At 67.8% G+C, this 20,680-nt stretch carries 19 protein-coding genes; 15 read left to right on the forward strand and 4 right to left on the reverse strand.

The features are described from left to right. The first annotated feature begins 51 nt into the window (after nucleotides 1–51). The 9 genes from J9611_RS12025 (at nucleotide 52) to J9611_RS12065 (ending at nucleotide 9,274) form a co-directional block, all read left to right on the forward strand. Nucleotides 52–801, forward strand: a complete 750-nt coding sequence (locus J9611_RS12025; RefSeq protein WP_211880463.1) for a purine nucleoside phosphorylase YfiH/LACC1 family protein — start codon at nucleotides 52–54, stop codon at nucleotides 799–801. Further along, entirely contained in the window at nucleotides 794–1,543 is a 750-nt protein-coding gene (locus J9611_RS12030) for a YggS family pyridoxal phosphate-dependent enzyme (RefSeq protein WP_211880466.1), read from the forward strand. The genes J9611_RS12025 and J9611_RS12030 overlap by 8 nt, the downstream gene beginning before the upstream one ends. 88 nt (nucleotides 1,544–1,631) lie before the next feature. After that, nucleotides 1,632–2,162 (forward strand): cell division protein SepF, encoded by a 531-nt coding sequence (locus tag J9611_RS12035; protein WP_211880467.1) that lies wholly within the window; start codon nucleotides 1,632–1,634, stop codon nucleotides 2,160–2,162. Between the two features lie 137 nt (nucleotides 2,163–2,299). After that, a complete protein-coding gene (locus J9611_RS12040) occupies nucleotides 2,300–2,608 on the forward strand; it encodes a YggT family protein (protein WP_211880468.1) in 309 nt (102 codons plus the stop codon). Between the two features lie 150 nt (nucleotides 2,609–2,758). Beyond that, nucleotides 2,759–3,442, forward strand: a complete 684-nt coding sequence (locus J9611_RS12045; RefSeq protein ID WP_211880469.1) for a DivIVA domain-containing protein — start codon at nucleotides 2,759–2,761, stop codon at nucleotides 3,440–3,442. 150 nt (nucleotides 3,443–3,592) lie between these two features. Continuing rightward, on the forward strand, nucleotides 3,593–4,237 hold the full coding sequence (lspA, locus tag J9611_RS12050) for a signal peptidase II (RefSeq protein ID WP_211880470.1): 645 nt from the start codon (nucleotides 3,593–3,595) through the stop codon (nucleotides 4,235–4,237). Beyond that, the gene (locus tag J9611_RS12055) at nucleotides 4,215–5,186 is read left to right on the forward strand and encodes an RluA family pseudouridine synthase (RefSeq protein WP_246527716.1); all 972 of its coding nucleotides are present in this window, start codon (nucleotides 4,215–4,217) and stop codon (nucleotides 5,184–5,186) included. The genes lspA and J9611_RS12055 overlap by 23 nt, the downstream gene beginning before the upstream one ends. A 44-nt stretch (nucleotides 5,187–5,230) precedes the next feature. Beyond that, a complete protein-coding gene (gene dnaE, locus J9611_RS12060) occupies nucleotides 5,231–8,788 on the forward strand; it encodes a DNA polymerase III subunit alpha (protein ID WP_211880472.1) in 3,558 nt (1,185 codons plus the stop codon). Nucleotides 8,789–8,947: 159 nt separating this feature from the next. Continuing rightward, nucleotides 8,948–9,274, forward strand: a complete 327-nt coding sequence (locus tag J9611_RS12065) for a RidA family protein (protein WP_211880473.1) — start codon at nucleotides 8,948–8,950, stop codon at nucleotides 9,272–9,274. A gap of 169 nt (nucleotides 9,275–9,443) precedes the next feature. Here the strand turns inward: J9611_RS12065 and J9611_RS12070 are convergent, their stop codons facing one another. Beyond that, nucleotides 9,444–9,902 (reverse strand): flavin reductase family protein, encoded by a 459-nt coding sequence (locus J9611_RS12070; RefSeq protein ID WP_211880510.1) that lies wholly within the window; start codon nucleotides 9,900–9,902, stop codon nucleotides 9,444–9,446. 356 nt (nucleotides 9,903–10,258) lie between these two features. Here J9611_RS12070 and J9611_RS12075 point away from each other — a divergent pair, with 356 nt between their 5' ends. The 3 genes from J9611_RS12075 (at nucleotide 10,259) to nrdR (ending at nucleotide 12,841) form a co-directional block, all read left to right on the forward strand. Continuing rightward, the gene (locus J9611_RS12075) at nucleotides 10,259–10,708 is read left to right on the forward strand and encodes a hypothetical protein (protein ID WP_246527717.1); all 450 of its coding nucleotides are present in this window, start codon (nucleotides 10,259–10,261) and stop codon (nucleotides 10,706–10,708) included. A gap of 80 nt (nucleotides 10,709–10,788) precedes the next feature. Next, complete coding sequence (gene hisD / locus J9611_RS12080) at nucleotides 10,789–12,177, forward strand: histidinol dehydrogenase (RefSeq protein WP_211880475.1); 1,389 nt, start codon at nucleotides 10,789–10,791, stop codon at nucleotides 12,175–12,177. Nucleotides 12,178–12,349: 172 nt separating this feature from the next. Beyond that, complete coding sequence (gene nrdR / locus J9611_RS12085; RefSeq protein ID WP_211880476.1) at nucleotides 12,350–12,841, forward strand: transcriptional regulator NrdR; 492 nt, start codon at nucleotides 12,350–12,352, stop codon at nucleotides 12,839–12,841. 143 nt (nucleotides 12,842–12,984) lie between these two features. On the opposite strand, the gene ppgK is transcribed toward nrdR, so the two are convergent. Beyond that, nucleotides 12,985–13,800: a polyphosphate--glucose phosphotransferase gene (ppgK, locus tag J9611_RS12090; protein ID WP_211880477.1), complete on the reverse strand. Its 816-nt coding sequence runs from the start codon at nucleotides 13,798–13,800 to the stop codon at nucleotides 12,985–12,987. Between the two features lie 58 nt (nucleotides 13,801–13,858). Beyond that, nucleotides 13,859–14,737: a type I methionyl aminopeptidase gene (gene map / locus J9611_RS12095; RefSeq protein WP_211880478.1), complete on the reverse strand. Its 879-nt coding sequence runs from the start codon at nucleotides 14,735–14,737 to the stop codon at nucleotides 13,859–13,861. Nucleotides 14,738–14,884: 147 nt separating this feature from the next. Between map and J9611_RS12100 the strand changes: the two genes are divergently transcribed. After that, nucleotides 14,885–15,049, forward strand: coding sequence for an SPOR domain-containing protein (locus tag J9611_RS12100; protein WP_211880481.1), 165 nt, complete (start codon nucleotides 14,885–14,887; stop codon nucleotides 15,047–15,049). A 13-nt stretch (nucleotides 15,050–15,062) separates the two neighbouring features. On the opposite strand, the gene panB is transcribed toward J9611_RS12100, so the two are convergent. Beyond that, on the reverse strand, nucleotides 15,063–15,986 hold the full coding sequence (gene panB / locus J9611_RS12105) for a 3-methyl-2-oxobutanoate hydroxymethyltransferase (protein WP_211880483.1): 924 nt from the start codon (nucleotides 15,984–15,986) through the stop codon (nucleotides 15,063–15,065). Nucleotides 15,987–16,247: 261 nt separating this feature from the next. On the opposite strand from panB, the gene glnA reads away from it, so the two are divergent. Both glnA and J9611_RS12115 read left to right on the forward strand, forming a co-directional pair. Beyond that, nucleotides 16,248–17,588: a type I glutamate--ammonia ligase gene (glnA, locus tag J9611_RS12110; protein ID WP_211880485.1), complete on the forward strand. Its 1,341-nt coding sequence runs from the start codon at nucleotides 16,248–16,250 to the stop codon at nucleotides 17,586–17,588. Nucleotides 17,589–17,597: 9 nt separating this feature from the next. Then, nucleotides 17,598–20,609 carry a bifunctional [glutamine synthetase] adenylyltransferase/[glutamine synthetase]-adenylyl-L-tyrosine phosphorylase gene (locus J9611_RS12115; RefSeq protein WP_211880487.1) on the forward strand — a complete coding sequence of 1,004 codons (3,012 nt, stop codon included), beginning with the start codon at nucleotides 17,598–17,600 and terminating at the stop codon, nucleotides 20,607–20,609. Nucleotides 20,610–20,680 lie beyond the last annotated feature (71 nt).

The following is a 20,680-nucleotide window of genomic DNA, read 5'->3' on the forward strand; positions in this document are numbered from 1 at the left end:
GTGGTGCTGTCCCGGGATCCGGCAATGCAAACGAATGTGGCGGTGTTCTGATTGTTCTCGTGGCGGGCTGAAGTCCGGCCAGGCGTCTGGGTGGCCTTCACCGATGCCGCCGCCGGCAACCTTGCACTCCATGTCGGCGACGATCCGGCCCAGGTCCGGCTCCGCCGCGGGGAACTCGAACAGGCCGCAGGCCTCGGTCCCCGGCGCTTCGCGTACATGAACCAGGTCCACGGCAGCCACGTCGCCGTGATCACCGGCGGCGCAGAGGCTGGTCCCCCGGGGGAGGCCGCCCCGACGGCCGACGCCATGGTGTCACGCGGCGTGCCGCTGGCCGTCATGGTGGCCGACTGCGTCCCGGTGGTCGTCGTGGGCGGGCAGGCCTCCGGTGCGCCGCTCCTCGGCGTGGCCCATGCCGGGCGCCCCGGGGTCGCGTCCGGCGTTGTTCCGGCGGCCGTGGCACGGCTGCGGGCGCTCGGCGCCAGCCGGCTCAGCGCCTGGATCGGCCCGTCGATCTGCGGCTCCTGCTACGAGGTCCCGGAAGGCATGCGCGACGACGTCGCGGCCCTCGTCCCCGCGGCCTGGTGCACGACGTCCCGCGGCACGCCGGGACTTGACCTGCCGGCAGGCGTCCGCAGCCAGCTCGAGGCCGAGGGCGTCACCGTCGAATACTCCGGCGGCTGCACCCTCGAAGACGAAGCACTGTTTTCCTACCGCCGTGACAACCGCAGCGGCCGGTTCGCCGGCCTGGTCTGGACCGATGACCGCGCGTGGACCGAAGTCCGGGCCCGGACCCATGACTGAGCGCGGGCCGGCGGCTGACGCCCGCACGGTGCAGCTGCGGGACCGGCTGGCCGCCGTCCGCCAGCGGATCGATGGCGCGGCTGCTGCCGCGGGCCGGCCGGGCGACCCGCCACAGCTGATTGTTGTCACCAAGTTCCACCCCGCGGAGGATGTCCGGCGGCTGTCGGCCCTGGGCGTCACCGACGTCGGCGAGAACAGGGACCAGGAAGCCGCGGACAAGGCCGCGCAGCTGACGGACCTGGACCTCCGCTGGCACTTCATCGGCCAGCTCCAAAGCAACAAGGCCAAATCGGTGGCCAGGTACGCCCACGCGGTCCACTCGGTGGACCGGCTGCAGCTGGCGGCGGCCCTGGCCAAGGCCATGGCCGCCGAGCGCGGACGCACCGGACGCGCCCCGCTGGAGTGTTTCATCCAGGTCAGCCTGGACGAAGCACTCCAGCGGGACGCGGTCGGCCACCGCGGCGGTGCGCTCCCGGCCGACGTCCCCGGGCTTGCCGAAATGCTCGCCGGCTCGGCGGATCTCCGGCTCGCCGGCGTCATGGCCGTGGCGCCCCTCCGGGCCGAGCCGGCGGCGGCCTTTGACCGGCTGGCGGCGGTTTCGGCACGCCTCACCGCGCTCCATCCGGAGGCCACCGGAATTTCCGCCGGCATGAGCCAGGACCTCGAAGCGGCCATCCGGTCCGGGGCGACACACCTGCGCATTGGCTCGGAAATTCTCGGTCCGCGTCCGGCGTTGCGGTAGGTTCAACGTATTGGAAGGTAATGGCGGGAATTCCAAGACTGTCAGGTCATTTGAGCGGCCCGCTGACGGACACGATTAGGAGTCGACCATGGCTGGCGCTCTGCGCAAGACAATGATTTATCTTGGGCTCGCCGACGGCGACGAACAGTACGAGTCCGAGCACCACACATCGCACAAGGATGAGGACGAATCCATGGCGGAAGACCGCGAGGAACGCCGTGCGCCGGCGCCCGTCCGCGAAGCCCCCAAGGAAGAGCCCTACGCCGCTGAAGAGGAATATCGCGCACCAGTGACACCCATCAAGCGAGCGGCGTCGAGCCGCGAAGAAACCACCGGGCTCCGGCAGATCACCACGATCCACCCGCGGTCCTACAATGACGCCAAACTCATCGGTGAAAGCTTCCGTGACGGCATCCCCGTCATCATGAACGTCACCGACATGGGCGAGGCCGACGCCAAACGGCTCGTGGATTTTTCCGCGGGACTCGTCTTCGGCCTCCGGGGCAGCATCGAACGGGTGACGAACAAGGTCTTCCTGCTGTCGCCGTCGTACATCGAAGTGATCGGCGATGACAAGAAGGTCAGCGAAACGCAGGCCTCCTTCTTCAACCAGAGCTAGGCCGGATTTTCTTTGCGGATGCCAGGCAGGGACACCTGTCTGGCATCTGTGCTGAATTATCCGTGCTGAAATAGAAGCGACACTTTTCTTCAGGACACTGCGGTATCCGGAATGAACACGGAGATATGAGTTAACTCATGGGAATTGTTTTCGGACTTGTCTATCTCGCGCTGTTGCTCTTTTTCATTGCGCTGATCATCCGCCTGGTCTTTGACTGGGTCCAGATGTTCGCCCGGAACTGGCGGCCGCGCGGTGCGGCACTTGTGACCGCGCATGCCGTGTATTCCGTTACCGACCGGCCGCTCAAGCTGCTCCGGCGCCTGATTCCGCCGCTCCGGCTGGGCGGAATCTCGCTGGATTTGGGCTTCCTTCTGCTTTTCGTGGCGGTCACCATCGCCATGGGAGTTGCCAGGTCCCTCGTGTTCGCGCAGCCGATTGCGGCATGACCGGACCGACCGGCCCGGTCACGGGCCCGGACTGCTAGAAGCTCCGGTTTGACACCGCGGTGTTGAATTAGAGGAACCAGACCATATTTAGGTACCGTAGTTTTGACGGCCGGAAGGCCAACTGACTAACTAGACCAACGAGGTGACCAGATGGCTTTGACGCCAGAAGACGTTGTCAACAAGCGCTTTCAGCCGACCAAGTTCCGCGAAGGCTACGACCAGGACGAAGTTGATGACTTCCTGGATGAAATCGTCGTCGAACTGCGGCGCCTGAACCAGGAGAACGACGAGCTTCGCAAGAAGCTCGCCGAACCCGGCACCGGCACGCCTGCCAGCTCCGCCGCCGCGGCCCCCGTCGTGGAGAAGGTCCCGGCACCCGTCAAGGCCGAAAAGGAAGACCGCGCCAAGGCGGAAGCCGAGGCCAAGGCCGCGGAACTTGCCAAGAAGAAGGAAGCCGAGCAGGCGCCCGTCCAGGCCGCCGCCCCGGCACGCGCCGCCGCCGCCACCCCCGTCTCGGAATCCGCGGCAGGCCTGCTCGCGATGGCGCAGCAGATGCACGACAAGCACGTCGCAGACGGCGCGCAGCAGCGGGACAAAATCATCGCGGAAGCACAGATCGAGGCCAGCAGCCTCGTCAACGATGCCCAGGAAAAGTCCCGCAAGATCCTTGGCGCCCTCGAGCAGCAGCGCTCCGTGCTGGAACGCAAGGTCGAGCAGCTGCGGGGCTTCGAGCGCGACTACCGTTCACGCCTGAAGGCGTACATCGAAGGCCAGCTCCGCGACCTGGATGCCCGCGGCTCCGTGGCGGCCCCCGAGGTCAGCGAAGCCAGCTAGGGTATTCGGCACGTATTCTGAAAGCCGGTGGCTGAGGATTCCTCGGCCGCCGGCTTTTCACTTTTTGCTCCGCAAACTGCCGCCTTCCGGGGACGGTATGCCCGAGCAGCAAACCCCCGGTCCCCGCACTGGCTCCAGAACGAAAGCCCTATGACTGACGCACCATCACCTGACGCCACGCAGCCCGCCGACGCCACGCAGCCCGCTCCACAGCCCGCTCCACAGCCCGCGACCCAGCCTGCGAGGGCCGCGGCGCCCGCCACCCGGCCGGTGGCCCGGAGCCCGCGCCTGCTGTGGCTGTTCGCCGCCTTCGCGGTGTTCGCCTATGTCTTCGACCAGCTGACCAAGCTGTGGGTCACCGGCACCATGACCGAGGGGGAGCGGATCCCGGTCCTGCCGCCGCTGCTGCACTGGTACTACATCCGCAACTCAGGCGCGGCGTTTTCGATCGGCGAAAACATCACCTGGGTGTTCACCATCATCATGGCGGCCGTCTCGGTCGCGATCCTGCTGCAGCTGCGCAAGCTCGGTTCGGCGTGGTGGGCACTCGCGCTGGGGCTGCTGCTCGGCGGCGCGCTGGGCAACCTGACGGACCGGCTGTTCCGGGAGCCCTCCTTCGCCATGGGCCATGTGGTGGACTTCATCCAGCTGCCCAACTTCGCGATCTTCAACATCGCCGACTCCGCCGTCGTGTCCTCTGTGGTGCTGATCTGCCTGCTGACCCTGCGGGGCATCTCGCTGGACGGTACGCGCCACACGAAGGACACCAAAGATGCGGTGGAACACGATGTGTGAGCACCCCACGCCGGCGGCCACGGCGGCCCGGCGCCTGGTGGTTCCCGCCGACCTTGCCGGGACCCGGGTGGACGCCGGCCTGGCGCAACTGATGGAGATCTCCCGCTCGCAGGCCGCCACGCTGATCGCCGAGGGCAACGTCAGCAGCAACGGCAAGGCCGTGGGGAAATCCCTCAGGCTCGTCCCCGGCGCCGTGCTGTACGTCGTCGTGCCCGATCGGCGGGACCCCCTGGAAATCGTGGAGGAAGTAGTGGAAGGCCTGAATATCCTGCTGGACGATGACGAGTTCGTTGTCATCGACAAACCCGTCGGCGTGGCGGCGCACCCCTCGCCCGGCTGGGTGGGTCCGACGGTGGTGGGCGGGCTCGCCGGACTCGGCTACCGGATCTCGACGTCGGGCGCCCCCGAGCGCGCCGGCATCGTCCACCGGCTCGACGTCGGGACCTCCGGCGTCATGGTGGTCGCCAAGACCGAAGACGCCTACACGGCCCTCAAGCGGGCCTTCAAGGAACGCACGGTCGACAAGGTGTACCACGCCGTCGTGCAGGGCCTTCCGGACCCGCTGGCGGGCACCATCGACGCGCCGATCGGCCGCCACCCCGGGCATGACTGGCGCTTCGCCGTGATCGAGGGCGGCCGCGACTCCATCACGCACTATGAAGTCCTGGAAGCCTTCGGCAAGGCCTCGCTCGTGGAGGTGCACCTGGAAACCGGGCGCACCCACCAGATCCGCGTGCACTTCGCGGCGCTGCGCCACCCCTGCGCCGGCGACCTGACCTACGGCGCGGATCCGCGGCTCGCCGCCACCCTGGGGCTCACCCGGCAGTGGCTGCATGCCCGGGAGCTGTCCTTCGACCATCCCCGGAAGGGGGAACGGGTCACCGTCACGAGCGAGTATCCGCAGGACCTTGCCTACGCGCTGGAGGTCCTGGCATCCGGACAGGCCTGATTCTGATGCGCTGATCCGTCGGTGCCGGGCACTAGAATGGTCCGGTGACTTCCAGCAACGACTCGTTTGTCCATCTCCACAACCACACCGAGTACTCCATGCTGGACGGCGCCGCCCGGCTCGGAGAGCTGTTCGATGAAACCGAGCGGCTGGGCATGCCAGCGCTGGCCACGACCGATCACGGCTATCTCTTCGGAGCCTTCGATTTCTGGAAGCGGGCTACGGACCAGGGCATCAGGCCGATCATCGGCGTCGAGGCGTATGTGACGCCGGGGACCGCCCGCGGTGACAAGAGCCGCGTGCGCTGGGGCGAGGAAAGCCAGCGCAAGGACGACGTCTCCGGTGGTGGTTCCTACACCCACATGACGCTGCTGAGCTATAACAACGTGGGCATGCGGAACCTTTTCCGGGCTTCCTCCCTCGCCTCCCTGGACGCGGTATTCGGCAAATGGCCGCGGCTGGACCGCGAACTGCTGAACACCTACTCCGAAGGGCTGATCGCCACGACGGGCTGCCCCTCGGGCGAGGTCCAGACCCGGCTCCGGCTCGGCCAGTACCGGGAGGCACTGGAGGCGGCCTCGGAATTCCGCGATATCTTCGGGGCTGAAAACTACTTCTGCGAACTCATGGACCACGGCCTGGACATCGAGCGGCGCGTCACCGGCGACCTGCTGCGCCTTGCCAAGGACCTGAACCTGCCGCTCGTGGCCACCAACGACCTGCACTACACGCACGAGCACGACGCCAAGGCGCACGAGGCCCTGCTGGCCATCCAGTCAGGTTCGACGCTCCTGGAGCCGAGCTACGACAACGGCGGTTCCCGGTTCGCCTTCTCGGGCAGCGGCTACTACCTGAAGTCCCCGCAGGAAATGCGGGAGCTGTTCCGCGACCACCCCGAGGCGTGCGACAACACCCTGCTGATCGCCGAGCGCTGCGAAGTCTCGTTCAACACCGGCGCCAACTACATGCCCCGCTTTCCCTGCCCGCCGGGTGAGGACGAGACTTCCTGGCTGGTTAAGGAAGTGGCCACTGGACTGGCCTACCGCTACCCGGGCGGCGTGCCGGACAAGGTACGCACGCAGGCGGACTACGAACTCGGCGTCATCACCTCCATGGGATTCCCGGGCTACTTCCTCGTGGTGGCCGACTTCATCAACTGGGCCAAGAAAAACGGCATCAGGGTAGGTCCCGGCCGTGGCTCGGGCGCAGGCTCCATGGTGGCGTACGCGATGCGTATCACCGACCTCGATCCGCTGTTGCACGGTCTCATCTTCGAACGGTTCCTGAACCCGGACCGTGTCTCCATGCCTGACTTCGACGTCGACTTCGATGACCGGCGCCGCTCCGAAGTGATCGACTACGTGACGCGCAAATACGGCGACGAACGCGTCGCCATGATCGTCACCTACGGCACCATCAAGACCAAGCAGGCGCTCAAGGACTCCTCGCGCGTGCTGGGCTATCCGTTCAGCATGGGCGAACAGCTCACCAAGGCTCTCCCGCCGGCCGTGATGGCCAAGGACATCCCGCTTGCGGACATCCAAAACAAGGACTCCAAACGCTACAGCGAGGCCGGGGATTTCCGGCAGCTCGTCGCCACGGACCCCGAAGCCGCCAAAGTCTTCGAGACCGCTCTCGGCATCGAGGGCCTGAAGCGGCAGTGGGGCGTGCATGCTGCCGGCGTGATCATGTCCTCGGACCCCATCATCGACGTGATTCCGATCATGCGCCGCTTCCAGGACGGCCAGGTCATTACGCAGTTCGACTACCCCACGTGTGAGGGCCTCGGCCTGATCAAAATGGACTTCCTCGGCCTGCGAAACCTCACGATCATTTCGGACGCCCTGGAAAACATCAAGATGAACCGCGGCGTGGACCTGGACCTCGAGTCCCTGGCCCTCGACGACGCCGCGTCCTACGAGCTGCTGGCCAGGGGTGACACCCTGGGTGTGTTCCAGCTCGACGGCGGCCCCATGCGCTCCCTCCTCAAGCTCATGAAGCCTGACAACTTCGAAGACATCTCCGCGGTGCTTGCCCTCTACCGGCCTGGTCCCATGGGCGCCAACGCTCACACCGACTACGCGCTGCGCAAGAACAAGATCCAGGAGGTCATTCCGATCCATCCGGAACTCGAGGAGCCGCTCTCCGAAATCCTCGGTGGCACGTACGGGCTGATCGTGTACCAGGAGCAGGTCATGGCCGTGGCGCAGAAGCTCGCAGGCTATACCCTCGGCCAGGCCGACATCCTGCGCCGCGCCATGGGCAAGAAGAAGAAATCCGAGCTGGACAAGCAGTTCGCCGGCTTCTCGCAGGGCATGCAGGACAATGGCTATTCCATGGCCGCGGTCAAGACCCTCTGGGACATCCTGCTGCCGTTCTCCGACTACGCCTTCAACAAGGCGCATTCAGCCGCCTACGGCGTGATCTCCTACTGGACCGCGTACCTGAAGGCGCACTATGCGCCGGAGTATATGGCTGCCCTGCTGACCTCGGTGGGTGACGACAAGGACAAGTCGGCGATCTACCTCAACGAATGCCGGCGGATGGGCATCACGGTGCTGCCGCCCGACGTCAACGAGTCAGCCCTCAACTTCACCCCTGTGGGCAACGACATCCGTTTCGGCATGGGCGCCATCCGCAACGTCGGCGTGAACGCCGTCGAAGCCATGGTGGCGGCGCGCGAAAAAGAAGGCGCCTATACGTCCTTCAAGGACTACCTCATGAAGGTCCCCGCGGTGGTCTGCAACAAGCGCACGATTGAATCCCTGATCAAAGCAGGCGCGTTCGACTCCCTGAACCACCACAGGCGGGCCCTGGCCATGATCCATGAAGAGGCCATCGACTCCGTTATCACGCTCAAGCGCAACGAGGCGATCGGGCAGTTCGACCTCTTCGCCGGTTTTGACGAAGCCGAATCCGAGGCGTCCCTGAGCATTGAGATCCCCGACCTTCCCGAGTGGGAGAAGAAGGACAAGCTCTCCTTCGAACGGGACATGCTGGGCCTTTACGTTTCGGACCACCCGCTCCAGGGCCTCGAAGGGCTGCTGAGCCAGCACGCCGACCAGTCCATCACCTCGATCATCGCGGAGGACGGTCCGCACGACGGCGCCATCGTCACCATTGCCGGCATGATCACCTCGCTGAGCCGACGGATTGCCAAGGCCAGCGGCAACGCGTACGCCCGCGCGGAGATCGAGGACCTGGGCGGTTCAATGGAGGTCATGTTCTTCGGCCAGGTCTACGGTCCCATCGCGTCCGTGCTGGCCGAAGACCTGATTGTGGTGGTCAAGGGCCGGCTGCAGCGCCGCGACGACGGTGCCGTCGCCCTGAACTGCATGGAACTATCCGTTCCTGACCTCAGCGAGGGCCTGAACGGGCCCCTGGTCATCAGCATGCAGACGCACAAGGCCACCGAGGCCGTCGTGACGGAGTTGGGCGATGTGCTGCGGACGCACCGCGGCAATTCGGAGGTCCGGCTGCACCTGCAGGGCGACGCCCGGGTGGAGGTCATGGGGCTGCCGGTCCACCTGAGGGTCAACCCGAACCCGTCCCTGTTCGGGGACCTGAAGGTGCTGCTGGGCCCGACCTGCCTGGACAGCTAGAGTGGACCGGCCACACGGTTCTTTGAGGGGTGGTGTCCTGGCCGTGGCGGGCAGCGCCGATACGATAGACCGGACCTCCGACGGGTGGCCCCGCCTGCGCGGTTGCGCCCCGTTGGGCCATGACGGCACCGGTGCCCGACCGGACGAATGGAGTACTCAATGAAGCAGACCCGACGAATGATCCTTCCCGCCGTGTTACCGGGCGGGATCGCTGAGAACAACGCGTACTCGTACGGGGTCCTGGACGGGGACGTCCTGCATATCTCGGGCATGGTCGCCTTCGCACCCGACGGCTCCTACGTGGGCCTGGGGGACATCCAGGCGCAGGCGACCCAGGTCTTCGAGAACCTCACCGCCGCCGTGGGGGCGGCCCGGAAGAGGTACTTCACCGGCCCCGTTCCGCCGACCTCGACCGTGGTGGTGGCACCCATGGCGCGAGAGGAGTTCCTGGTGGAGATTTCGGCCATAGCCCGCCTCCAGGGCTGACAGCAGGGACGACAACCGTGACCAGTACCGTCGGCTGTCGCGTGCCCGTGGCACCCTCCGCGCGAAAGGGTGCCGGGCAGCGGCGCATTTCACGCCCGGGCCGGCGCGGCCGCGGCGCACTCCAAGCCATCAAGCAAACTGAGACAGACCACTGGACCGCCAGGGATAACTAGATTTCGTAGTCCAGCGGGGCAGGCTTGCTGTACGTTCCCGAGTGATACAGCAGCGGCATGCCGTCATCGCCGACCTGGCCTTCGACGACCTCGACGACGACGATGGCGTTGTTTTCGAAGGAAAGCCGCATCTGGACCCTGCCGATCAGCCAGCCGGCGACATCCTTCAGGACGGGCACTTCGTGGGGGCCGAGCTCCCAGTGGTCGCCCTCGAAGCGGTTGCTGGTCCGGGCAAAGCGGTCGGCGAGCTCCTGGTTTTCCAGCCCCAGCATGTGCACGCCGATGTACGTCGTGTTGGCGATGGCCGGCCAGGAGCTTGAGCTGCGGGCCATGTTGAACGTGAACCGCGGCGGTTTGGCAGAAAGCGAGGCGACCGACGTCGCTGTGAACCCGAAGGGCACGCCGTCGTAGTTGGCGGTGATGATGGCAACCCCTGCCGCATGCCGGCGGAACATTTCCTTGAATGTTCCCTCGAAGACTCCGTCATCTGAGGCCACTGCGATCGATCTCCCCTCCTGCACCCGCGCGTGATGGTCCGTACCCTGCCAGCGTATTGCCCGCGGGTCCGCCGGTGGTACTTTGATGACCGTCCGCGTCATCTGCCGGCCGGCACCTGGCGGCCGTCCCACGCCTCGCCGCTGCCGCGCCGCGCACTGAACGGGAAGGATCCTTTGTTACGGTTTGTTGGATGACACAGCCAGCAGCAGACGGCCCGTTTCCGCAGCAAGCCCGGAGCGCGCGTGACCCGGCGGAACCGCACGGGGGCTCCCTTGCGCCCGGCCCGTCGAGGGCCCCCTGGTGGTGGTGCGCCGTGATCGCAGGCACCGGAATTCCCCTGGGACTGCTCTGGTGGCTTCTGGCCCCGTCGGGACTGAACCTGCTCTCCGGGGACCCGGCCCTGGCCAGCGGGAGCAACGTTTCGGCGTGGCTGCCCCGGGACCTGGTGCTGGCCGGCCTCTTCCTGCTCGCCGGCTGCATCACCGGCGCGCTGGTGTCCGGAACGCGGCCGGACGAGCCCACGGCCCGGACCGTCGTACTGGCCGTCGCCTCCGCGGCCGCCGGCGCCCTCATCGCCTGGGGTGTGGGGGTTCTCGCCGGAGCGTGGTGGGGACCCGCGCAGGACCCCACCGCCAATGACAGCGTCGCCTTTTCGCTGCGTTCCTACCAGCTCCTCGCGGTCTGGCCCGCCGCCGTCGCCCTTGCCGTCTTCCTGGGCACCGTCATCCGGAAACCCGCCCCCGCTGCGGAAACCAAGGCCTGATACCTGCTCTGTGCCGCCCCGGACGGAAAATGCCGCGTAACGGCGCCCGGGTTCCGCGGCAGGGCACGTAAAATGATCGCGTGACCCTTACTTCTGACAGCCCCGTGTCCCCGGTTCCCGCCGCCATCAACTTCCGCACCGTGGACGTGCGCGGCCAGCGGCTGTCCCTCGCCGGGCTCCGCGCCGCCGTTCCGCGGGCGCAGTCCGGCACCAGGGCGGACGCCGAGGAAAAGGTCCTGGACATCATCTCCGCCATCCGCACCCGGGGCTTTGACGCGCTCCGTGAGCTCGCGCTGGCGTTCGACGGCGTGGAGCAGACCCACCCGCGCGTCCCGGCCGGGGCGCTGCGCGCCGCCCTGGACGGCCTGGACCCGGCGGTACGTGCCGCCCTCGAGGAATCCATCCGGCGGGCCCGCAGCTTCGCCGACGCGCAGCGCCCGGCGGACATCGACGTCGAACTCGGCGAGGGCGCCGTCGTGAGCCAGAACTGGGTCCCGGTCGCACGGGTGGGGCTCTACGTCCCCGGCGGCCTGGCCGTCTACCCGTCCTCGGTGATCATGAACGTCGTCCCGGCGCTGGCCGCCGGCGTCGGGTCCATCGCCCTCGCATCGCCGCCGCAGAAGGACTTCGGCGGCCTGCCGCACCCCACCATCCTCGCGGCGGCCTGCCTGCTCGGCATCGAGGAGGTCTACGCCATCGGCGGGGCGCAGGCGATCGCGGCCTTCGCCTACGGCATCCCGGGCGACGCGTCCGACGGCGGCAACCTCCCGGGGATCGATCCCGTGGACGTCGTCACCGGCCCGGGCAACATCTTCGTCGCCACCGCCAAGCGGCTCGTCAAGGGCGTGGTGGGGATCGACTCCGAGGCGGGCACCACCGAAATCGCGATCCTCGCCGACGCCACGGCGCACCCTGGCCTCGTCGCAGCGGACCTGATCAGCCAGGCCGAGCATGACCCCAAGGCCGCCTCCGTCCTCATCACGGATTCCGAATCCCTCGCGGCGGCGGTCCGGGTGGAACTGGACCGCCAGGCCGCCGCCACGAAGCACAGCGGACGGGTGCGCGAGGCGCTGTCCGGGCACCAGTCCGGCGTCGTCCTCGTGGACGGCCTCGAACAGGGCATTGCCGCGTGCGACGCCTATGCCGCCGAGCACCTGGAAATCATGACGGCCGACGCCCCGGCGGTGGCCGCCCAGATCCGTAATGCCGGCGCGATCTTCGTGGGGGACTACAGTCCCGTGAGCCTGGGGGATTACTGCGCCGGCTCCAACCACGTGCTGCCGACCAGCGGCACCGCTGCCTTCTCCTCGGGCCTGAACGTGGCCACCTTCATGCGTGCCATCCAGGTGGTCAACTACACCCGGTCCGCGCTCGAGCAGGTCCGCGGGCACATCGTGAGCCTCTCCGGCGCCGAAGACCTCCCCGCCCACGGCCAGGCCGTCACGGCGAGGTTCCCCGCCGGGAGCTGACGCGGCCGCTGACCACTACATGTAGTAATTACAGGCTTGTTATTCAGCTACATCTAGTCGTAAACTGAGGGCGGAGGCCGCAGCGGGGCCATCGCATTTGGGGCCGCCGCACGTGGGGGTTCTGGTATTTCAGGTTCCTGCATTTTCAGGTTTACGACAGGGAGGAAACGACGTGTATTGCCCGTTCTGCCGTAACCCTGATTCCCGCGTGGTGGACAGCCGCATCGCCGACGATGGCTCCGCCATCCGGCGGCGCCGGCAGTGCCCCGAATGCGGCCGCCGCTTCACGACCGTGGAAACCACCAGCCTGACCGTCATCAAGCGCTCCGGCGTCGGCGAGCCCTTCAGCCGCAGCAAGGTGATCAACGGCGTCCGCAAAGCCTGCCAGGGCCGTCCCGTCACCGAAGACGACCTCGCCCTGCTGGCCCAGGAAGTCGAAGAGTCGATCCGGGCCTCCGGCGCGGCCGAGATCGAGGCCCACGAAGTCGGCCTGGCGATCCTGAACCCGCTGCAGAAACTCGACGAAGTCGCCTACCTGCGCTTCGCCAGCGTGTACCAGGCCTTCGAATCCCTTGAGGACTTCGAGTCAGCCATTTCACTGCTCCGCCACGAGGCGGAGTCAAAGGGATTGGACGGCAAGAAGAGCCCGCTCCAGGCCCCGTAGGGGAAGCCGGAGCCAGACTCCGGTGGTGGCAACGGAGGGGAAGCCGGGGCCACCACCGGCACCAACCCAAGTAGCTCGCAGTAGTTGTCGTTCTGACCCCTCAGAACGACGACTAATGCGAGTCAGTTGTGCTGGGCCAACCCCTAGACACTTGGCGACTTAGCCAGCTTGTGCTTGAGCGCGATCTCAAGCGCGGCGCCGACGATCCCGGCGTCGTTCTTCAATTCCGCCGGAACAATCGGTGTGCGCAGCGACAGTTTCGGCAGGTATTCGTCGGCACGCTTGGAGATGCCGCCGCCGACGATGAACAGTTCGGGGGAGAACAGGAACTCCACGTGGGAGAAGTACCGCTGCAGCAGCACGCTGTACTGCTCCCAGCTGAGGCCGTCGCGTTCACGGGCGACGGCGGAGGCCTTGCTTTCGGCGTCGAAGCCGTCGATCTCGAGGTGGCCCAGTTCGGCGTTGGGGACGAGCTTGCCGTCGAAGATGAACGCGGATCCTATCCCGGTGCCGAGCGTGACCACCAGGACGGTACCGGAGACGCCCTCACCTGCACCGTAGCGCGCTTCGGCGAGGCCGGCGGCGTCGGCGTCGTTGATGACCTCCACGGGCCGGCCGAGGCGGGCCGTGAGCAGGGCATCGATGTCCAGGTCCAGCCAGGAGTTGTCCACGTTGGCGGTCGAGTGGACCACGCCGTGCTGGATGATGCCGGGGAACGTGACGCCCACGGGGGAGTCCGCGGCCGGTGCCCCGGAACGCGCGGAGAGCTCCGCGACGACCTGGGCCACCGCGTCGGCGACGGCCTCCGGCGTGGACGGCTGCGGGGTGGATACCCGAAGCCGGTCACCCACCAGCTTGCCCTTCTTCAGATCGACAATCCCGCCCTTGATTCCGGTGCCGCCGATGTCGATGCCGATCAGCGGGGCGTTCTTCTTAGACTTCTCGTCCTTCTTGGCCAATGTCATTCCGTTCGTGGCAGGGGGCGGGCTGGGAATGGTGCGGCCGAGGGCCGGCAGGTCAGGGCAGCGTGAGGATTTCGGCGCCGGCTTCGGTCACGAGCAGGGTGTGCTCGAACTGCGCGGTGCGCTTGTGGTCACGCGTCACCACAGTCCAGTCGTCGGCCCACATGTCCCAGTCGATGGTGCCGAGTGTCAGCATGGGTTCGATCGTGAACACCATTCCCGTCTCCATGACGGTGTTGTACGCCGGGGCCGCGTCATAGTGCGGGATGATCAGTCCCGTGTGGAAGGCCTCGCCGACGCCGTGTCCGGTGAAGTCGCGTACGACGCCGTAGCCGAAGCGCTTGGCGTAGGACTCGATGGCCCGGCCGATCACGTTGATTTCGCGTCCCGGGGCCACGGCCCGGATGGCGCGGTTCAGCGACTCCCGGGTGCGCTCGACGAGCAGCCGGGATTCCTCGTCGACGTCCCCCACGAGGAAGGTGTAGTTGGTGTCACCGTGCACGCCGCCGATGAACGCCGTGATGTCGATGTTGATAATGTCGCCGTCCTGGACCACGGTGCTGTCCGGGATGCCGTGGCAGATCACTTCATTCAGCGAGGAGCACAGGGACTTGGGGAAGCCGCGGTAGCCGAGGGTGGACGGGTACGCCTTGTGGTCGAGGAGGAACTCGTGGCCCACCCGGTCCAGCTGGTCGGTGGTGACACCCGGTTCGATGTGCTTGCCGACCTCCACAATCGCCTGGGCCGCGATCCGTGAGGCGATCCGGATCTTCTCGATGGTCTCCGCCGGCTTGACCTCCGAGCCGGTGAACTTGCCCGGCCCGGGCTTGCCCACGTATTCGGGGCGGGGGATGGACGCCGGTACGGGAAGCTGCGGGCTGATGGTTCCCGGGACGAGGGAACCGACGGGTGCGGTCGAGGCTAGGGAAGGCATACATTGATCATATAAGGCAGTGCCGAACGCGGGGCAACAACCAAGCAAGGCAAAGCGGAATCAATCGGCGGGGCCGCCCCCGCCGTGACACCACGCCCGCAGGGACACCACGCCCGCCCCGACACCACGAGAGACCGAGGAGCATCGATGCCGGAGTACTGGTACAACGTCAACACCCATGAGGTCGAAGAAGACGCCATGTCTGACTGGAGCCAGCTGATCGGCCCCTACAAGACGCGTGCGGAAGCCGAACACGCCCTCGAGAAGGTCAAGGCCCGCAACGAGGCCTGGGACAAGGGCGAGGACGACTGAGGCCCGGAACTGGCTAGAAGGAGTGTTCCGGGCCGGGGAACTGCCCTGAGCGCACGTCCTCCGCGTAGGCCTTCGCGGCATCGCTGAGCGTGGTCCGCAGATCCGCGTACTGCTTGACGAACCTGGCCATCCTGCCGCCGCGCAGGCCGGCCATGTCCTGCCACACGAGCACCTGCCCGGTGGTGGCGTTGCCGGCCCCGATCCCGACGGTGGGGACCTCGACGGCGGCATCCACGGCCGCCGCCGTCGCGGCCGGAACCATCTCCATCAGCACGCAGAACGCGCCGGCGTCGGCCAGCGCGACGGCGTCGTCGATGAGCCGCTCGGCGTCGTCTCCCCGGCCCTGCACCCGGTAGCCGCCCAGGGAATGTTCGCTCTGCGGCGTGAAGCCGATGTGCGCCATCACCGGGATGCCGGCCTGGACCATGGCCCGGACGGTTTCGGCGTAGAACTTGCCGCCCTCGATCTTGACGGCGTGCGCGAGCCCCTCCTTGAGGAACCGCACGCCCGTGGCCACGGCCTGCTGGGCGGAGACCTCGTAGCTGCCGAACGGCAGGTCCGCCACCACGAGGGCGCGCCTGGCCGAGCGCGCGACGGCGCGGCACAGCGGGAGCAGCTCGTCCACCGTCACCGGGAGGCTGGTTTCGTTGCCGAAGACGTTGTTGGAGGCCGAGTCGCCGACAAGGAGCACCTCGATTCCGGCCTGGTCGAAAATCTCCGCGGTGTACTGGTCGTAGGCGGTGAGCATGGCGAAGCGCTCCCCGTTGAGCTTCGCGTCGCGCAGATGATGCGTGCGGATCTTCGCCGCAGGCTTGCGGGAGGCGGCGGCCGTCGCGCTTGCGTCCGACGACGTGCCGGCGGCAGCTGCCGGGCCGTTGCCGTAAGGAGCTGCAACTTCTGCGGGCGTGCTCGGATCAGGGCTGATGCTTGTGGACATGAGACGAGCGTAATGCGCTGCGGCGCGTCCAAGCTACCGGACGCCCGGCGGAGCCGGGACACCGCGTCACAGTGGAGCGGCCGGCACTTCCCCACCGGGCGCTGGAGCGGGATTTCCCGGTGCCCTGTGTTAACGCTGTGTTACAGGGACCGGCTGCGCCAGCAATGGCCGGCAATGCTTAGTAGTGTGGACGTGAGCAGCTGTGGGCGCCCCGTGTGAAGGGGCCCGAGGCACGAACGAAAGAACCGGAAAGAGGCCAGAATGGACCGCCAGCAAGAGTTTGTCCTGCGGACGATCGAAGAGCGCGACGTGCGGTTCGTGCGGCTCTGGTTCACCGACGTCGTGGGTTCGCTTAAATCCGTGGCGCTGGCCCCGGCCGAGGTTGAAGGCGCCTTCGAGGAAGGCCTGGGCTTCGACGGATCCTCCATCGAGGGCCTGGCCCGCGTGTTCGAATCCGACATGCTGGCCCAGCCGGACCCCGCCACCTTCCAGATCCTGCCGTGGCGCGGCGAGACCGAAGCGACGTCACGGATGTTCTGTGACATCCTGACGCCCGACGGCGAACCCTCCGCCGCGGATCCCCGCAACGTCCTCAAGCGCACCCTCGCCAAGGCCGCGGACATGGGCTTCACCTGCTACACCCACCCCGAGATCGAGTTCTACCTGCTCAAGTCCCAGCAGCCGGGGCCCGACGGTTCGCCCGTGCCGGTGGACGAGGGCGGCTACTTCGACCACGTTCCGGGCGGCGTGGCCCAGGACTTCCGCCGGACGGCCGTGACCATGCTGGAATCGGTGGGCATCTCGGTGGAGTTCAGCCACCACGAGGCCGGCCCGGGCCAGAACGAGATCGACCTGCGCTACGCGGATGCCCTGCAGACAGCGGACAACATCATGACGTTCCGCACGGTGATCAAGGAGGTTGCGCTCCAGCAGGGCACCTACGCCACGTTCATGCCCAAGCCCTTCACGGCCCACCCGGGTTCCGGCATGCACACCCACTTCTCGCTCTTCGAGGGCGACACGAACGCCTTCTTCGAGGCCGGGGCCGAATTCCAGCTCTCCACGACGGCCCGCCAGTTCATGGCCGGCATCCTCAAGCACGCCCCGGAATTCACCGCGGTGACCAACCAGTTCGTGAACTCCTACAAGCGCCTCTGGGGCGGGGGAGAGGCGCCGAGCTACCTCAGCTGGGGCCACAACAACCGCTCCGCGCTGGTCCGCGTCCCGCTGTACAAGCCGGGCAAGGGCCAGTCCGCCCGGATCGAATACCGCGGCATCGACTCCGCGGCCAACCCGTACCTCGCCTACGCCGTGCTGCTGGGCGCAGGACTCAAGGGCATCGAGGAGGGCTATGCCCTGCCCTCCGCTGCCGAGGATGACATCTGGTCACTGAGCTCGGCCGAGCGCCGCGCCATGGGCCACGACCCGCTCCCGGCCAGCCTGCACGAGGCGATCCGGAGCATGGAGGAGTCCGAGCTGATGCCGCAGATCCTCGGCGAGCAGGTGTTCGAGCACTTCCTGCGGAACAAGCGCGCCGAGTGGCAGGACTACCGGCTCCAGGTGACGCCCTACGAGCTGCAGCGCAACCTCGGCATCCTTTAGGCGGCCCCGGTGAGCCTGGCCCGTCGCCTCATTGCCGCCGGTTTCAGCGATCTGGAAAAGGGCGAACGGTTCCTGGCTGCCCCGGAGCTGGAGGGCCTGGACCAGGAAGCCCTGTTCGCCGGGCTGCAGCTGGCCGCGAGCCCGGATACCGCCCTGCAGTCGCTGGTCCGGCTGATCGAGAAGCACCCGGACCTGCGGAAACTGGCCGTGGCGGAGCCGGAGACCAGCGAGCCGCTGTACCGGGTGCTGGGGGCCTCCGAGGCGCTGGGCGAATTCCTGATCCGGCATCCGGAACACCTGGACGTCTTTGACGTGACAGCCAGCCCGGAGCCGCAGGCGGCCGACGCCGGGGTGCTGCGGGCCCGCCTGCTCCAGTCCGTGCGGGCCGATCCCAAGACCGCCCGGCCGGTCGCGGCCCTGTCCGGGCAGGAAGCCTACGCGGCGCTCCGCACCGCCTACCGCCGGGGCCTCGTGGAACTTGCCGTCAAAGACCTCTGCGCCGCCGATCCGCTGGACTTCATGCCCGCCGCGGGGGCTGAACTGGCAGACCTGGCCGGTGCCGCCATCGAGGCCGCCCTGGCGGTATCCCGGGCCGAAGCGGCCGGGCAGTTCAGCGCCGCCGAGGTGGCCGACGTCGGACTCGCCGTGATCGGCATGGGCAAGTGCGGTGCCCGCGAGCTCAACTACATTTCCGACGTCGACGTCATCTACGTGATCGAATCCGGCGGGCTCGAGGATTCCCGGGCGAACGCCGTCGGCACGGCCCTGGCCGCCGGCATCTCGCGGGCCATCATGTCCACCAGCCGCGAACCCGGACTGTGGGAAGTGGACGCCAACCTGCGGCCCGAGGGGAAATCCGGGCCGCTGGTCCGGACCCTGGCCTCGCACGAGAGCTACTACGCCCGCTGGGCCGAAAGCTGGGAATTCCAGGCCCTCCTGAAGGCCCGGACCATCGCCGGCGACACCGTGCTGGGCGCCCGCTATGAGGCCGCCGTCGCCCCCCTGATCTGGTCCTCGGCAGGCCGCGACGGTTTTGTCGAATCCGTCCGCTCCATGCGCCGCCGGGTGACCGAGCATATCCCCGCCGACGAAGAGCAGCGGCAGATCAAGCTGGGCCGCGGCGGGCTGCGCGACGTTGAATTCACCGTCCAGCTGCTGCAGCTGGTGCATGGAAAATCGGATGAATCGCTGCGCTGCAAGGACACCACCTCGGCCATTGCCGCGCTGTCCGCCGGGGGCTACATCGGACGCTCGGACGCCGCCGAATTCGACCGTGACTACCGTTACCTGCGACTGCTCGAACACCGCATCCAGCTGTTCCAGCTGCGCCGCACCCACCTGATGCCGGTCAAGGAGGAGCTGCTGCGCGCCCTGGCCAAGGCGGTGCTGGGGCCCTTGTCCGCGCAGCGGCCCAAGCCCGACGCGCTGGTCGCCGCCTGGCGCCAGACCAAGCGTTCCGTCCGCGAACTGCACGAACGCATCTTCTACCGCCCGCTGCTCAACACCGCCGCGGCGCTCAGCAGCGAAGAGGCCCGGCTGAGCCCGGAAGCCGCGCAGGGCCGCCTCGCCGCCCTGGGCTACCTCGACCCCCCGGGCGCCATGCGGCACATCGAGGCCCTCACCGCCGGCGTCAGCCGCCGCGCCGCGCTCCAGCGGCAGCTCCTGCCGATCCTGCTGGGGTGGCTCGCGGACGGCGTCGACCCCGACGGCGGGCTGCTCGCCTTCCGCCGGGTCAGCGAGGCGCTCGGCACCACCCACTGGTATCTGGGCATGCTCCGGGATTCGACGGCGGCGGCCGAGCGCCTGTGCCATGTGCTCGCCAACTCGCGGCTGATCGCGGACCTCCTGGAGGTTTCACCCGAATCGGTCGCCTGGCTGGGCACGGACAGGGAACTGGCGCCGCTGGGCTTCGAGGCGCAGTGGCAGGAGATCGCCTCGAAGATGTCCCGGCATGCGGATCCCGAGAGCGCCATGCGGCTGATCCGCCTCATCAGGCGCCGGGAGATCCTCCGGATTGCCATTGCGGACAGCGCAGGACTGCTGGACCAGGACCACGTGGGCGCGGCCCTCGCCGACACGGACCGTGCCGCGGTCCTGGGCGCGCTCCGCGTCGCGGAGACCGTGGTGGCCGCGGGGGAGCCCCTGAAGACCCGCGTGCTCGTGGTGGCCATGGGACGGCAGGGCGGCCGGGAGATCGGCTACGGCTCCGACGCCGACGTCGTGTACGTGCACCGCGGGCTGCCGGGAGTGCCCGAGGCGGCGGCGCAGCACCAGGCGGCCCAGATCGTCGGGCGGCTCTCCAGCCTGCTGACCCAGCCGCTCAGGCCGGCCATCCAGGCCGAACGCGTGCTGATGATGGATGCCGACCTGCGTCCGGAAGGAAAAAACGGGCCCATCGTGCGGTCCCTGGAGTCCTACGCCGAGTACTACCGCCGGTGGTCCCTCATCTGGGAGGCCCAGGCGCTGCTGCGGGCCCGGCCGATGGCCGGCGACGACGGCCTGGCCGCCGACTTCGTGGCGCTGATCGACCCGATCCGCTACCCTGCGTCCCTCCCGGAGCAGGACGCGCGGGAAGTCCGGCGGATCAAGGCCCGGGTCGAGGCGGAGCGGCTGCCGCGCGGGGCCGATCCCGCCCGGCACCTCAAACTGGGCCGTGGCGGCCTGAGCGACGTCGAGTGGCTGGCCCAGCTGCTCCAACTCCAGCACGCCGGGAGGCATCCGGAGCTGCGGACCACCTCCACCGTCGAGGCGCTGGAGGCCGCGGCCGGACTGGGACTCCTGGCCGCGGGGGACCTGGCCATCCTGCTCGACGCCTGGCGGCTGGCGAGCAGGATCCGCTCGGCCAACGTGGTCTGGACGGGCCGGGCTTCGGACCTGCTGCCGTCCTCCCGGCGGGACCTCGAGGCGGTGGCCCGCTGGTGCGGCTACGGGCAGGGCAATGCGGCGGCGCTCGAGGAGGAGTATCTGCGGCTGGGCCGGCGCGCCCGGGCCGTTTTCGAGCGGGTGTTCTACGGGCAGTAAGGCCGCCGCCTCGGGCTCTTCGCTGTCCGCCGGAAAATGCGGGTAACCTCGATTAGTACTTTGCCGGTCTC

The sequence above is a fragment of the Pseudarthrobacter albicanus genome (genome assembly GCF_018224015.1).
Taxonomy (GTDB): Bacteria; Actinomycetota; Actinomycetes; order Actinomycetales; family Micrococcaceae; genus Arthrobacter; species Arthrobacter albicanus.

Coding starts and splice junctions, on each gene's coding strand:
- J9611_RS12030 (WP_211880466.1), top strand. CDS start 794: ATGACTGAGCGCGGGCCGGCGGCTGACGCCCGCACGGTGCAGCTGCGG.
- J9611_RS12035 (WP_211880467.1), top strand. CDS start 1,632: ATGGCTGGCGCTCTGCGCAAGACAATGATTTATCTTGGGCTCGCCGAC.
- J9611_RS12040 (WP_211880468.1), top strand. CDS start 2,300: ATGGGAATTGTTTTCGGACTTGTCTATCTCGCGCTGTTGCTCTTTTTC.
- J9611_RS12045 (WP_211880469.1), top strand. CDS start 2,759: ATGGCTTTGACGCCAGAAGACGTTGTCAACAAGCGCTTTCAGCCGACC.
- lspA (WP_211880470.1), top strand. CDS start 3,593: ATGACTGACGCACCATCACCTGACGCCACGCAGCCCGCCGACGCCACG.
- J9611_RS12055 (WP_246527716.1), top strand. CDS start 4,215: ATGCGGTGGAACACGATGTGTGAGCACCCCACGCCGGCGGCCACGGCG.
- J9611_RS12065 (WP_211880473.1), top strand. CDS start 8,948: ATGAAGCAGACCCGACGAATGATCCTTCCCGCCGTGTTACCGGGCGGG.
- J9611_RS12070 (WP_211880510.1), bottom strand. CDS start 9,902: ATGTTCCGCCGGCATGCGGCAGGGGTTGCCATCATCACCGCCAACTAC.
- map (WP_211880478.1), bottom strand. CDS start 14,737: ATGCCTTCCCTAGCCTCGACCGCACCCGTCGGTTCCCTCGTCCCGGGA.
- J9611_RS12100 (WP_211880481.1), top strand. CDS start 14,885: ATGCCGGAGTACTGGTACAACGTCAACACCCATGAGGTCGAAGAAGAC.
- panB (WP_211880483.1), bottom strand. CDS start 15,986: ATGTCCACAAGCATCAGCCCTGATCCGAGCACGCCCGCAGAAGTTGCA.
- glnA (WP_211880485.1), top strand. CDS start 16,248: ATGGACCGCCAGCAAGAGTTTGTCCTGCGGACGATCGAAGAGCGCGAC.